We start from the raw sequence: 14,168 nt of genomic DNA on the forward strand, positions 1-14,168 counted from the left end.
CCAGTCGAGGCCAATCGAGCAAGCATGTCCGAATCCAACGAGCCGATCAGCCACTTCATCCGCAACCGCATCGACGCCGACCAGGAGAAGGGCACCTACGGTGGCAAGGTGACCACCCGCTTCCCGCCGGAGCCCAACGGGTTCCTGCACTTCGGCCATGCCAAGAGCATCTTCCTCAACTTCGGCCTGGCGCAGGACTACGAGGGCATCTGCCACCTGCGCTTCGACGACACCAACCCGGTCAAGGAAGAGCAGGCCTACGTCGACGCGATCCGAGAGGACATCGAGTGGCTGGGCTTCCGTGACCCGGCGCACGAGCACTTCGCCTCCGACTACTTCGAGACCCTCTACCAGGGCGCGCTGGCGCTGGTGAAGGCCGGGCTGGCCTACGTCGACTCGCAGTCGGCCGAGGAAATGCGCGCCAACCGCGGCACCCTCAAGGAGCCGGGCACCGACAGCCCCTACCGCACGCGCAGCATCGAGGAGAACGTCGACCTGTTCACCCGCATGCGCAACGGCGAGTTCGGTGACGGCGAGCACATCCTGCGGGCGAAGATCGACATGGCCTCGCCGAACCTCAACATGCGCGACCCGGCCATCTACCGCATCCGCCACGCGCACCACCACCGCACCGGCGACGACTGGCCGATCTACCCGATGTACGACTACGCCCACTGCGTGTCGGATGCCATCGAGGGGGTCACCCACTCGCTGTGCACGCTCGAGTTCGAGGATCACCGCCCGCTGTACGACTGGTTCGTCGACAAGCTCGCGGATCTCGGCTTCTTCGAGCGCCCGCTGCCGCAACAGATCGAGTTCTCGCGGCTCAACCTCACCTACATGCCGCTGTCCAAGCGCAAACTGATCCAGCTGGTCGACGGCGGCCATGTCGACGGCTGGGACGATCCGCGCATGCCGACGCTCAAGGGCGCGCGCCGGCGCGGCTTCACCCCGGCGGGCTTCAAGCTGTTCACCGACCGCATCGGCGTCTCCAAGTCCGACAGCCTGATCGACTTCGGCGTGCTCGAGGACTGCATGCGCGAGACGCTCAACGAGTCGGCCGAGCGCCGCATCTGCGTGCTCGACCCGCTCAAGCTCGTGCTGGTCAACTTCCCCGAGGATCACGAGGAGATCTGCTACGCGCCCAACCATCCGCAGAAGCCGGACTGGGGCAAGCGCGAGGTGACGCTCACCCGCGAGCTGTGGATCGAGCGCGGCGACTTCGCCCTCGACCCGCCCAAGAAGTACTTCCGCCTCAAGCCGGATTCCGAGGTGCGCCTGCGTTACGGCTTCATCATCAAGCACGTCGGCCACGACGTGGACGAGGACGGCAACGTCACCTGCGTCTACGCCGAGTACGACCCGGACACCAAGTCCGGCACGCCGGGCGCCGACGCGCGCAAGGTCAAGGGCAACCTGCACTGGCTCTCGGCACGCGACGCGCTCGAGACCACCGTTCGCCAGTACGACCGGCTGTTCAAGGAACCCGCCCCCGGCGCGCGCCGCGAGGGCGACGATCCAGAGGTCGAGCGCGACTTCCTCGACGACCTCAACCCGGACTCGATCCACACCCTGACCGCCTACCTCGAGCCGGGGGCAGCGAATGCCGAGCCGGAATCGATCTACCAGTTCGAGCGCCACGGCTACTTCGTTGCTGACCAGAAGGACCACGCCCCGGGCCGGCCGGTGTTCAACCGCGCCGTGACCCTGCGCGACTCCTGGGGCAAAGCGAAGTAGACCGCCCCACCGATACGCGCGACACAAAAAAAGCCGGCCCGGTTCTCCCCGGGCCGGCTTTTTTCGTCGGGTCGGCCGGATCAGACGACCGGCCCCGCTGGACTCACCCCTTCACGTAGGAACTGCACCAGCCGGTGCCCTTGACGGCCTTGCCGCGGAAGATCGCGCACCCGCCCCAGCCGTCGCCGGCCTGGTCGGGCTTGTAGAGCGCGCAGTTGGCGCAGGTCTGCCCCGCCTGGTACGACGCGTGTTCGACGTCGCCGGCCTCGTGCTTGTAGTCGAGCGACTTGGCCATCGGATCGTCCTCCGAGAGCTCGACCAGGTCCTGGGCTCGGGCCGGCGCAATGGCCATCAGCGGAATGACCGCGGAGGCCAGCGCGCCGCCGACGAAGCGACGCCGGGAACGGTTGGTGAGTTGCTGGGTATCTCGGGATTGCTTGTCCGTCACGTTGTTTTCTCCCCTGCCTTGGTGGTTGCCACTCGACTGTAGCGCCCTTTTTCGGTGAAGGGAAACACGTTAGAAAACGCTAACTTGTTCATTTAGCAACGGTTATCATTCGCCAGATGGTTCGCGTTTTCCTCACAGGATCCCCCAGCTCAGCAGCATGAGCAGCAACGCTGCGACCAGCAGCCAGCCGGCGAGCCGGCCGGATGAGTTCTGCTCCCGATCCTCCTGCTCCGATCCCGGTTCGGGCTCGCGCGACTCATAGGCCGCGATCACGCGCTCGGCACGCTCCGTGTCGCGCTCGTCGACCAGCATCACCCGGGCGAAGTCCTGCGGGGCGAGTTCGCCCACCGCCCCCTGCTGATAGAAACCGGCGACCTCGGCCTCGATACCCTCGGCATTGAGCATGCCGGCGACGATGTGCGCCTCGAGGATGTCGGCCGCCCGGTAGATGATCTTCATGTCCGCTCCGTTCGATGAAATTGCCGCCGGCTCCGCGCCGCCCGGGGAGGCGCCAGACGCCGAGATTGATGTAGACTACGCGCCATTCCATTCCAAGCATTCAGCCTACCGCCATGACCCAGGAAAACACCCCCCTGACCTACCGCGACGCGGGCGTCGACATCGATGCCGGCAACAGCCTGGTCGACCGCATCAAGCCCGCGGTCAAGCGCACCCAGCGCCCCGAGGTCATGGGCGGCCTGGGCGGTTTCGGCGGCCTGTTCGCGCTCGACACATCGAAATTCAAGCAGCCGGTGCTGGTCTCGGGCACCGACGGCGTGGGCACCAAGCTGCGCCTGGCGATCGACCTGAACAGGCATGACCAGATCGGCATCGATCTGGTCGCCATGTGCGTCAACGACATCCTGGTCACCGGCGCCGAGCCGCTGTTCTTCCTCGACTACTACGCCACCGGCAAGCTCGAGGTCGACGTGGCCGCGCAGGTGGTCGAGGGTATTGCCGAGGGCTGCTCGCAGGCCGGCTGTGCACTGATCGGCGGCGAGACCGCCGAGATGCCGTCGATGTACGAGCACGGTGACTACGACCTGGCCGGCTTCGCCGTCGGCGCGGTCGAGAAGGACCAGCTGATCGACGGCTCGAAGGTGGCCGCCGGCGACAAGCTGGTCGCCCTGCCCGCCTCCGGCCCGCACGCCAACGGCTACTCGCTGATCCGCAAGATCATCGAGCGCGCCCAGCCGGACTGGAACACCGCCGAGGGTCAGCAGCTGCTCGACCAGCTGCTCGCCCCGACCCGCATCTACGCGCGTGCCGTGGCCGCACTGGCCGAGCAGGTCGACATCCACGCGATGAGCCACATCACCGGCGGCGGGCTGACCGAGAACCTGCCGCGCGTCTTCCCCGACGAGCTGGCCGCGAGCATCGACTGGTCGAGCTGGGAGCGTCCGGTGGTGTTCGACTGGCTCGCCGAGCAGGGCAATGTCCAGATTGCGGAGATGCGCCGCACCTTCAACAACGGCGTGGGCATGGTGGTGATCGTCGCCGCCGAGCAGGCCGACAAGGCCGTCTCGGCCATGCAGGCGGCCGGCGAGAAGGCCTGGGTGATCGGCGAGATCGTCGAGCGGGGTAACGGCGACGCCGTCACCTACCGCTAATGGCAGCCGCAGGCAAAGCCAGAGAGAAGGCCAGGCTGGCCGTCCTGGCCTCCGGCAACGGCTCGAATTTCCAGGCGATCATCGATGCCTGCGAGAGCGGCCGGCTGGACGCCGAGATCGTGCTGCTGGTCGTCAATCGCCCCGGCGCCTATGCGCTGGAGCGCGCCGCCGATCACGGCATCCCCACCCGGCTGATCGACCACAAGGCCTACGCCGACCGCGATAGCTTCGATGCGGCACTCGCCGAGGCACTCGACGAGGCAAGGCCCGACTGGATCATCATGGCCGGCTTCATGCGCATCCTCACCGATGCCTTCGTCGAGCGTTTTCTGGGCCGGCTGATCAATATCCATCCCTCGCTTCTGCCCAAGTACCCCGGCCTGGACACGCATGCCCGGGCGCTGGAGGCCGGCGACCGTCAGCACGGCGCGACGGTGCATTTCGTCACCCCGACCGTCGACGACGGCCCGCCGATCGTGCAGGGACGGCTCGAAATCTTCGACAACGACGATGTCGCCGCGCTCAAGCAGCGCATCCACGGCATCGAGCACCGCATCTACCCGCTCGCCATCGACTGGCTGGTCAAGGGCCAGATCGACTTCGACCGGGCCGCCGCCCAGACCAGCCCGGCGGTGGTCGACGCCTCCGGCGCCCTGATCGTCCCGCCCAGCCCCTGAGCAACAGCCTCTAAGCCACGCGGCTACCGCCGCCCGGCCCAGCGACCCAGCAACCACGGCATGGCCGCCATCAGCAGCAGGCTGATCGCGTAGGCCGCACCCGCAACGGGATCACGACCGGCCAGGTAGTCCGCCAGGCTCATCCCGCGCAGACCTAGCACCAGGGCGATCTCGGCCAACAGCAACCAGCCCACGGCAAACCCGCCCGCTCCCAGCCACACGGCGGGCGTTGGCGGCAGAGCAAACCGTCGTGTCGTCCAGCGCGCTGCCAGCACGACCACCAGCAGCATCACCGGCATCTCGGCAAGCTCCGCGGCCCGTGCCCCCAGCTGCGGGGCCAGCCACAGCTCGCGCACCACGCCGAGGACGAACCCCGTCGCGAACACCCACAGGAAATACGCCGTACCCGCCTTGAAGATCCTCATGGCCGCCCTCCCCCAACGCTGCAAGATCAAGATGGCCGTTGTATCGGCAAAAGAAAAGGGCCCGCCTGAACCAGGCGGGCCCTTCGAAGGGTCATCGATCCGGCCGATCAGCCCTTGAGCATCGCGTAGAGCTCGTCCTTCAGCGCCAGGCGCTGCTTCTTGAGCTCTTCCATGTGCTCGTCGGTGACCGGCTCGTCCTGCTTCTCGAGCACCTCGATTTCCTTGGTCAGCTCGTCGTAACGCTCGAACTGCTTGTGGAAGTGGGAATCCTCGGTCTTGAGCTCGTGAATGCGCTCCTTGAACTCCGGGAACTCGTGCGCCAGATCGTGATGGTCTACCTGCATCGGTCACCTCTGTTTGCGGATGAAAGACGGGCCGGGACATCCGGCCGATACCAGCCTAGATCATAGCGCCGACGCCGACAGGCGTCCCCCGAGCAAATCGCTCGGAAATCCGCCTGCCCGCCCGGATCAGAAGTGCGCGTTGAGCTGCACCCCGAGAATGTCGACCTTGCCCTCGTACTGGCCGGTCAGGTTGTTCGGGATCGCCGACTCGGTGGTGTTGTCGATGCGGCTGTCATCCATCCAGATGTGGGTGTAACCGACATCCACCGACCACTGCTTGCTGATCTCGTAGCCCAGACCCAGAGAGGCCCAGGTGCGATCGGCATCCGGCAGGCGTGCCGTGCGAAATTCCGGGCTCGGTACCGGCGTCGGGTCGTAGGCGGCACCGGCACGCAGCGTCCAGCGCGGCGCGAACTGCCACTCGCCACCCACGGCGACGCGCAGGGTGTCGTCCCAGTTCTCGGTGGTGACCGCTTCGCGACCGAAGCTCTGCTCGACACGCAGCTCGTCGAAGCTCGACCAGCCGGTCCACAACAGACCGAGCGAGCCGCTCAAGGTGTCGCTGAACTCGTGCGTCACACTGGCGGCGGCGGTCGCCGGCAGCTCGAGCTCTGCGCGGGCCCAGCCGTCGGCAAAGTTCGGAAAGGCGTTCAGCGGCGCCGGCATCGTGTAGTCGGCCTCGCCGGTCAGCTCGTGCTCGATGCCCGAGTGGTACGCGAGACCCACGCGGGTGGCCTCGGTCGGCTGCCACAACACACCGAGGGTGTAACCGACCGACCAGTCGTCACCCTCGATCTCGACCTGCTGCCCGTCACTGACCACCTGACCGGGCGCCAGACCCGAAGCCAAGCAGGTGCCGGCCGGCAGCGTGCCCTGCATCTCGGCCGCGTAGCAGACCGCCCCGCCGTCGATCGCGGACGTCAGCTCGGCCTCGGCCCGCTGGACGTTGAACGATGCACCCACGGTCCACTCAGGCGTGATATCGAGACTGAACGACGGGCTGATGTCGATCACCTCGATGTGGCTGTCGATGCCGTGGTAGCGGCCCAACCAGCCCTCGTCGTACTCGGTGGCCAGCCCGAAGGGCACGGTCAGGGCGACGCCGACGCGGGTCTTCTCGTCGAGCTGATGGACGATCGAGGCATTCGGAATGGCGGCCGGATCGCCGGCATCGCCCCCCAGCCCCCCGGCGACGCTGCCGAAGGCACTGCTCGAGGTCGCACCCGGCTGCAGTTCGAACGACGGCATGATGTAGTTCACGCCGCCGGAGGCGGCGGTGCCGTCGATCTGCGTCATCGCGGCCGGGTTGCCGACCAGGCCGCTGGACTCGCCGTTGCCGCTGGCGAGGTTGGCGAAGGCCTGGCCAAGGCCGGTGGCTTCCTTCTCCATCAGCGCGAAGCCGGCGGCCTGGGCCTGGCCGGCCATCAGGGCAGTCGACAGCGAGACGGCGGTCGCCAGGGTGGTTCTCTGCATGCGTTTCACGACTCTTACTCCTCTCGTTTTTCGTGTTCTTCTTCGGATTTATGCGCGCGTCGGCCGTCGCAGGCCCACGGGAGGCCCGCGATCGGTAGGTAGTCGGGGGAACGGGAGCTAGCGCGAGGCGAACAGCGCCTCGATGTCCTCGGCGTGCTGCTTCTCGATCAGCGGCCGCTTGAGCTTCTGCGTCGGGGTCATCAGGCCGTCCTCGATGGTCCACGGCTGGGTGAGGATCCTTATCCGACGGATCTGGGCGTAGCCGGGAAAGTCCGACAGGCGGGCGTTGATGCGCTTGAGGACCAGCTTCTCGACGAAGCGGTCGGTCAGCGTCTCGTCGTCCTCGGGGTCCATGTCGAACTCGTCGAGCAGGCCGGCGAACGTATCCGGCTCGACCACCACCAGGGCGGCGAGCTGGTGATGCCCTTCGCCGAGCACCAGCACCTGGTCGACCAGCGGGTCGAGGCCGATGGCCGACTCCATTGCCGCCGGCGGCACCTTCTCGCCGTTGGCCATGACGATGATGTCCTTGAGCCGGCCGGTGATGCGGATGTGGCCGTCCTCGTCGATCGCCGCCTGGTCGCCGGTATGCAGCCAGCCGTTCTCGTCGAGGGCCGCGGCGGTGGCCTCCTCGTTCTTCCAGTAGCCCTGCATCACCCCGGCGCTCTTGACCATCAGCTCGTTCTGTTCGCCGAGGCGCACCTGCACCCCTTCGAGCGGCGTGCCGATGGTCTCCGGGCGGTTGTCGCCCGGACGGTTGACCGATACCACCGGGCTCGCCTCGGTCAGACCGTAGCCCTGCAACACGGGCACGCCGATGCCGGTGAACACCCGTGCGAGCTCCGGCGACAGCGGCGCGCCGCCGCAAATGGCGTAGCGCAGCCGCCCGCCGAGCCGCTCGCGCAGCTTGCCCGCCACCATCCGGTCGACCAGCGGCCACAGCGACGCCTTGGCCCCGCTGCCGCCGCGCCCCTGCCGGCGCTCGAAGCGGGCGCTGCCCACCTCGACGGTCAGGCGGAACAGCTTCTGCGCGAAGGCGCCCTTCTTCTTCAGCGCCGAACCGATGCGGTCGTAGACCCGCTCGTAGACGCGCGGCACCGAGATCAGCAAGGTCGGCTTGATGATGCCGAGGTCCTCGCCCAGCTGCTGCGCCGAGCGGGCAAAGGCGACCGTCGAGCCGCAGATCATGGGCAGGTAGTAGCCGCCGGTGCGCTCGAGGGTATGCGACAGCGGCAGGAAGGAGAGAAACAGGTCGTCGCCGGTAATCGAGGCGACCTTCGAGCAGGCGAAGGCGTTTTCCAGCATGTTGCTGTGCGTGAGCATCACGCCCTTGGCCCGCCCGGCCGTGCCCGAGGTGTAGACGATCGAGGCGAGCGTCTGGCCGTCAGCCTCCAGGCGCACCGGCTCGCCGCGCGCACCGAAGGTCCAGTCGGCGAACGACTCCAGGTGCTTGTCCTTGGCGCCGTCCTCGGCATCGATCGGCGCGAGCGTGATGATGCGCTTGAGCGTCTCGAAGTGGTCGGCAACCGCCTCCAGCCCGCGCCACTGGCGCCGACCGTCGACCACCAGCAGCTTGGCCCCGGTCTCCTTGATGATGTTCGCCACGTTCTGCGGCCGGTCGTCCGTGTACAGCGGCACGGTCACCAGCCCAAGCCCCAGCGCGGCCTGATCGAACAGCACCCATTCGCGGGCGTTCTTCAGCATGATCGCGACGCGATCGCCGCTCTCCAACCCGTCGCGGACCATCGCCGCCTGGATGCGCCCGACCTCGTGGGCCATGTCGCCCCAGGTGGTGTCGATCCAGTCCTGGCAGCCGGGATCGTACTGGCGATAGGCAATCGCATCCGGCGTGCGCGCGACGCGCTCGAAAAAAAGCCCGCTCAGGTTGACGGCCTGCGCAGGCGTGACGCGGTGATCCGCCGAATTACTGGCGTGGGTCGGGTTGGGCGAGGACATCAATTTCCTCCGGCTAACATTCCTGTGACTCGCCGGAGTGTAGCAGCGGTGTTACGCGAGGTAACGGCATAGAGTTTTATGGGGCATCAAGGCGTAACAGCCTGTTGCAAGGCCATTTATCAGGCAACCGAAGACTCGGTAACCATGTAGTGATCTGGCGTGGAAGGAGGTTTCGCACGCCGTTTGCGTTATGTGGCACGAACCGTCTGCCGTGAGGCAAGCAGCAAGGGGATAAACCTTCGTTAATCGCCGTGCAGTAACGCGCCTCAAGCCATTTTTCCACTGGAGCGGACGGCATCCGGGAAGCCCGAACGCTTAAACCAATCGGTAGCGAAGGGGAGAGCCCCCATACGCCTTGCCTCGCGAGCGGGGAAACGCAGGGTCTGGCCGGCATGGACGCCGGCCAGAGGTTCGCCGCGACACGACGTCGCGTCGAACCGACCCGTCCGCGCTTCCCCGGTCGCGAGGCTGATCGCGGCAGCGATCAAGCCCGAAGGGCCAAAGGCGTCGGGGTGTCCTTCTTTTCGCCCCTTTTCTTGGACAAGCAAGAAAAGGGGCTCGCGCGCTTGGCATAGCGTTAGGAGAAGCCGGCATGAGTACCTAGCGTGCGAAACCGGCCACCGAATCATTAGGCGAAGCGCCGTCCATGGCGACTAAGTGGGTTAATGACCGTTTCGCCCAGGGTAATACGCCACCGCTCTGGTCACGGTATCCAATTCCTCCAACCGCTCCATCAACGTAGCCTCCGGCGCCACCCGCCACTCGTCGGAAAGCCGGAACGCCCCCCTTCCGAGCTCACTCTGCACCTCGACAATCACCGGCAACCCCTCCGCCTCGCGGAACGGCTCGACGATATCCAGCAACCGCTCGGTCGCCTCGATGCCGCAATCGGGGGTCAGCGCCACGGTGACGCATTGGGCAAAGCGCGCCCGCGCCTCGCCTAGGGTGTAGAGCCGCTTGTGCCGGATGCGCAGGTTGCCGTTGAAGGAATCGAAGGAGACATCGCCCTCGACGATCACCAGCTGGTCGCGGCCGACGCGGTCGGCCAGCACCTCGATGTCATCGCCCACCAGCCGCATCTCGCCGCGGCCGCGGCCGTCGTCGAGGGTGATGAACAGCTGCTTGTCGCCCGTCTGGGTGCGCATGGTGCGCTCGGCGACGCACAGACCGGCCACCACGGCGGGCGTGCCGCGGACGAAGCCGCCACCGGCGGCTGCCGCGGCGGACTCGGCCTTGTCGGTGAGCGTGTCCAGCCGCCCGGTGATGAAGCGCGTCAGCTCGTCGAGGTACTGGTTGATCGGGTGACCGGTGAGGTACAGACCGAGCATGTTCTTCTCGAGGCGCAGGCGCTCGTCGTCGGACCACTCGGGGATGGCCTTGATCGGGCTGGCCACCGCCGTCTCCGGCTCGTCCATGCCGCCGAACAGGTCGCTCATGCCGGCCTCGGCGGCGGTGGCGACCTGGCTGGCTGCCTTCATCGCCTCGGGGATGTGGGCGTGCAGCGCGGCACGTGACGGGCCGAGTTCGTCCAGCGCCCCGGCGCAGACCATCGCCTCGAGCACGCGCTTGTTGAGCGTGCCGGCGCCGACGCGCTGGCAGAAGTCGTTCATGTCGCGGAACGGTCCGTTCTCGGCGCGCTCCTCGACGATGCGCTGGATGACGCCCTCGCCCACCCCGCGGATCGCGCCGAGGCCGTAGACGATCTCGCGCTCGCCGCCGGCGGTGAAGCGGTAGGCGCAGCGCTGCACCGACGGCGGCACCACGTCGAGCTCCATGCGCCGGCATTCCTCGATCAGGCCGACCACCTTGTCGGTGTTGTCCATGTCCGCAGAGAGCACGGCGGCCATGAAGTACGCCGGGTAGTGGGCCTTGAGCCAGGCGGTCTGGTAGGCGACCAGCGCGTAGGCGGCCGAGTGCGACTTGTTGAAGCCGTAGCCGGCGAACTTCTCGACCAGATCGAAGATGTAGCCGGCCTCGTCGACGTCGACGCCCTTCTCCTTGGCGCCGTCGAGGAAGATCTGGCGCTGCTTGGCCATCTCCTCGACCTTCTTCTTGCCCATCGCCCGGCGCAGCAGATCCGCGCCGCCCAGGGTGTAGCCGGCCAGGATCTGCGCGATCTGCATGACCTGCTCCTGGTAGACGATCACCCCGTAGGTGGGCTTGAGCACGTCCTCGAGCCACGGGTGGAGGTACTCGACCTGCTGCTCGCCCTTCTTTCGCAGGATGAAGTCGTCGACCATGCCCGAATCGAGCGGGCCCGGACGGAACAGGGCCACCAGGGCGATGATTTCCTCGAAGTTGTCCGGCTGGAGCTTCTTGATCAGGCCCTTCATGCCCTTGGACTCGAGCTGGAATACCGCGGTGGTCTCGCAGCGCTTCAACAGCTCGAAGCTCTTGGGATCGTCCATCGGGATGGCCGAGATGTCGATCGGCTTTTCGCCCGCCTTCTCGCGGGTGGCGTTGATGGCCTTCAGCGCCCAGTCGATGATGGTGAGGTTGCGCAGGCCGAGGAAGTCGAACTTGACCAGGCCCACGGCCTCGACGTCGTCCTTGTCGAGCTGGGAGGCCGGCGAGGCGTGGTTGGCCTCGCAGAACATCGGCGTGAAATCGGTGAGCTTGGAGGGCGCGATCAGCACGCCACCGGCGTGCTTGCCCACCGAGCGCGGCAGGCCCTGCAGGGCGCGGCCCATGTCGATGATGGCCTGGACTTCCTCGTCGCGGTCGTAGAAGTCCTTGAGGTCGGCCGAATAGCGCTCCGGCTCCTTCTGGCTCTTCTCGGTGCGCCCGAGGGCATCGTCGAGCGAGACGTCCATGCCCGGCTTGAAGGGGATCAGCTTGGCGATGCGGTCGACGAAGCCGTAGGGGTAGCCCAGCACCCGGCCGACGTCGCGCACCACCGCCTTGGCGGCCATGGTGCCGTGGGTGGCGATCTGCGAGACCGCATCGCGGCCGTACTGCTCGGCGACGTAGTCGATCACCCGGTCGCGGCCTTCCATGCAGAAGTCGATATCGAAGTCGGGCATCGAGACCCGCTCGGGGTTGAGGAACCGCTCGAACAGCAGGTCGTAGGCCATCGGGTCGATGTCGGTGATCAAGAGCGCCCAGGCGACGATCGAGCCGGCGCCCGAGCCCCGCCCCGGCCCGACCGGGATGTCCTGGCGCTTGGCCCACTGGATGAAGTCCGCGACGATCAGGAAGTAGCCGGGGAAGCCCATCTGGATGATGACGTCCAGCTCGCGCTCCAGGCGCTCGCGGTAGGTCTGGTGGTCTTCTTCCGGCACCCGCTCGAGGCGCTGCTCCAACCCGCGCGCGGAGAGCTCGCGCAGGTAATCGGACTCGGTCTGCCCCTCCGGGGTCGGGAAGTTGGGCAGGAAGTTCTCGCCCAGCTTGAGGGTGACGTTGCAGCGCTCGGCGATGGCGAGGCTGTTGTCGATCGCCTCGGGGATGTCGGCAAACAGCTCGCGCATCTCGGTGGCGGTGCGCAGGTACTGCCGGTCTGAGTAGTCGCGCGGGCGACGCGGGTCCTCGAGGGTGCGGCCCTGGTTGATGCAGACGCGCACCTCGTGGGCATCGAAGTCGCTCTGGTCGAGGAAGCGCACGTCATTGCTGGCAACGACCGGCAGATCCTTCGCGATGGCGAGATCCACCGCCGACTCGATGAACGCGCCCTCGTTGACGCGGTTGGTGCGCGTGAGCTCGAGATACAGCCGGTCGGGGAAGCGCTGCGTCCAGAAGGCGAGCGCCTCGTCGACGACGTGGTCGAGCCCGTGAACCAGGCCGCGACCGAGATCGCTGTCCACCCCGATCAGCGCGATCAGGCCGTCGGTCTTCTCCGCGGTGAGCCAGTCGCGGTTCAGGCACGGCTTGTCGTCGTGCTGGCCCTCGCAGTAGGCCTGCGAGAGCAGTTCGGTGAGATGCAGGAAGCCGGTGTCGTTCTGGGCGAGCAGCACCACGCGCGACGGCGGGGTCTGGGCGTTCTCGTAGACGAGGCAGTCCGCACCGAAGATCGGCTTGATACCGGCGCCGAGTGCCGCCTTGTAGAACTTCACCATCGCGAACAGGTTGCCCTGGTCGGTCAGGGCGATGGCGGGCATGCCGCGTTCCTTCGCCTGCTTGACGGCGTCCTTGACGCGCAGGGTGCCGTCGATCAGCGAGTACTCGCTGTGCACGTGGAGGTGGACGAAGCTCATTTGCCCTCCAGCATGGCGAGCGTCTCGGCTTCCATGTCCTTCAGGTCCTGCATCTCGCCGTCGGTGAAACCGGCGGCCTTGCGACCGAACTCGTCGTAGGGACCGCGGATGCGCCCGGCCATGTACTGCTGCAACAGCTCGCGGAAGGTGGTGCGCGGGTCAACGCCACGCTGCTCGCAGGCATAGCGGAACCAGCGCGTGCCGATGTGGACGTGCTGGATCTCCTCGGTGTAGATGACATCCAGAATCTCGATCAGCGGCTGGTCGTCGTACTGGGCGAGCTTGCGCTGGATGCCGGGGGTGACATCCAGCCCGCGGGCCTCGAGCACGCGCGGGATCAGTGCCATGCGCACCAGCACGTCGTGCTCGGTGCCGTGGACGGTCTCCCACAGGCTCGCGTGCGCCGGGAACGAACCGTACTCGTAGCCGCGTTCGCGCAGGTAGGCATTCAGCAACTCGAAGTGCTTGGCCTCGTCACGCGCCACCGACAGCCAGTCGCGGTAGAAGTCCGCCGGCATGGCATCGAAGCGGTAGCAGGCATCCAGGCCGATGTTCATGGCGTTGAATTCGATGTGCGCGAAGGAATGCGCCATCGAGGCACGGCCCTCGGGGGTGGCCGGACCGCGCTTGGGGACGTCGCGCGGGGCGACCAGTTCCGGGCGCTCGGGGCGGCCCGGGTCGGGCACCGGCTCGATCGAGGTCGGCGGCAGCGGCACCTCGGCGTCCGGCATGACCATCGCCTCGTCATAGAGGGCGCGCACGGCGTCCGCCTTGGTCGCCGGGTCGTTGTCGCGCAGGGCTCGGCCGGCGCGCTCGCGGAGCGTCTCGGTCATGCCTGCCCTCCCCGCTTGGCGGCACGCTGGGCGAGGAAGTCGCGCAGGTCGTCCTCGAGCTCGCGGTAGCGGGCGATCGCCGCACGGCCGGCATCGGTGACCGTGGCATGACCGCCACCGGCACCGCCGACCTCTTTCGCCACGTAGGGCTCGTCCTCGAGCTGGTTGACCTCCTGGATCAGCGACCAGGCGCGCTTGTAGCTCATGCCCAGCGTGCGGGCGGCGTGGCTGATCGAACCGAGCTCGTCGATCGCCTCCATCAGCCGCACCTTGCCCACGCCCAGATAGTGCTCGCCGGCCTCGTCGATCAGCCACAGCCGGGCGTGAATCCCCGGTGCGTAGGCCTGGCCGGGAAGTCGATTCTGGCGGGATTTCTTGGGCATGCGCGATCGATCCGTGACGGGGCGTATGGAAGGCGTTCTCTGCGCGACATGATACCCGAGCGGGTCGGCCGGGTGGCAAGGAAGACGGCAGG

The 14,168-nt window shown here is 67.0% G+C and carries 12 protein-coding genes; 3 read left to right on the top strand and 9 right to left on the bottom strand.

Translation table 11 applies throughout. The features are described 5' to 3' along the window. The first annotated feature begins 24 nt into the window (after positions 1 to 24). On the top strand, positions 25 to 1,737 hold the full coding sequence (locus AWR35_RS02260) for a glutamine--tRNA ligase/YqeY domain fusion protein (protein ID WP_058574336.1): 1,713 nt from the start codon (positions 25 to 27) through the stop codon (positions 1,735 to 1,737). A 103-nt stretch (positions 1,738 to 1,840) separates the two neighbouring features. On the opposite strand, the gene AWR35_RS02265 is transcribed toward AWR35_RS02260, so the two are convergent. After that, entirely contained in the window at positions 1,841 to 2,185 is a 345-nt protein-coding gene (locus AWR35_RS02265; RefSeq protein WP_058574337.1) for a high-potential iron-sulfur protein, read from the bottom strand. Positions 2,186 to 2,317: 132 nt separating this feature from the next. Further along, a complete protein-coding gene (locus tag AWR35_RS02270) occupies positions 2,318 to 2,644 on the bottom strand; it encodes a DUF2007 domain-containing protein (protein ID WP_066185029.1) in 327 nt (108 codons plus the stop codon). 113 nt (positions 2,645 to 2,757) lie between these two features. Between AWR35_RS02270 and purM the strand changes: the two genes are divergently transcribed. Both purM and purN read left to right on the top strand, forming a co-directional pair. Then, entirely contained in the window at positions 2,758 to 3,795 is a 1,038-nt protein-coding gene (gene purM, locus AWR35_RS02275) for a phosphoribosylformylglycinamidine cyclo-ligase (protein WP_058574338.1), read from the top strand. After that, positions 3,795 to 4,472 (top strand): phosphoribosylglycinamide formyltransferase, encoded by a 678-nt coding sequence (purN, locus tag AWR35_RS02280; protein ID WP_058574339.1) that lies wholly within the window; start codon positions 3,795 to 3,797, stop codon positions 4,470 to 4,472. The genes purM and purN overlap by 1 nt, the downstream gene beginning before the upstream one ends. Positions 4,473 to 4,495: 23 nt before the next feature. On the opposite strand, the gene AWR35_RS02285 is transcribed toward purN, so the two are convergent. The 7 genes from AWR35_RS02285 to AWR35_RS02315 all read right to left on the bottom strand — a co-directional run bounded on the left by AWR35_RS02285 (position 4,496) and on the right by AWR35_RS02315 (position 14,076). Next, entirely contained in the window at positions 4,496 to 4,897 is a 402-nt protein-coding gene (locus tag AWR35_RS02285; RefSeq protein ID WP_058574340.1) for a hypothetical protein, read from the bottom strand. A gap of 107 nt (positions 4,898 to 5,004) precedes the next feature. Further along, positions 5,005 to 5,241: a DUF465 domain-containing protein gene (locus tag AWR35_RS02290; RefSeq protein ID WP_058574341.1), complete on the bottom strand. Its 237-nt coding sequence runs from the start codon at positions 5,239 to 5,241 to the stop codon at positions 5,005 to 5,007. A gap of 126 nt (positions 5,242 to 5,367) precedes the next feature. After that, entirely contained in the window at positions 5,368 to 6,714 is a 1,347-nt protein-coding gene (locus AWR35_RS02295) for an outer membrane protein transport protein (RefSeq protein WP_058574342.1), read from the bottom strand. 117 nt (positions 6,715 to 6,831) lie between these two features. After that, positions 6,832 to 8,670, bottom strand: a complete 1,839-nt coding sequence (locus AWR35_RS02300; protein WP_058574343.1) for a long-chain fatty acid--CoA ligase — start codon at positions 8,668 to 8,670, stop codon at positions 6,832 to 6,834. A gap of 662 nt (positions 8,671 to 9,332) precedes the next feature. Next, positions 9,333 to 12,860, bottom strand: coding sequence for a DNA polymerase III subunit alpha (dnaE, locus tag AWR35_RS02305; RefSeq protein ID WP_058574344.1), 3,528 nt, complete (start codon positions 12,858 to 12,860; stop codon positions 9,333 to 9,335). After that, on the bottom strand, positions 12,857 to 13,693 hold the full coding sequence (locus AWR35_RS02310; protein WP_066185030.1) for a ferritin-like domain-containing protein: 837 nt from the start codon (positions 13,691 to 13,693) through the stop codon (positions 12,857 to 12,859). Before AWR35_RS02310 ends, dnaE begins: the two co-directional genes overlap by 4 nt. Continuing rightward, on the bottom strand, positions 13,690 to 14,076 hold the full coding sequence (locus tag AWR35_RS02315; RefSeq protein WP_058574345.1) for a LysR family transcriptional regulator: 387 nt from the start codon (positions 14,074 to 14,076) through the stop codon (positions 13,690 to 13,692). The genes AWR35_RS02310 and AWR35_RS02315 overlap by 4 nt, the downstream gene beginning before the upstream one ends. Positions 14,077 to 14,168 lie beyond the last annotated feature (92 nt).

Source organism: Guyparkeria sp. WRN-7 (assembly GCF_001641825.1).
GTDB lineage: Bacteria > Pseudomonadota > Gammaproteobacteria > Halothiobacillales > Halothiobacillaceae > Guyparkeria.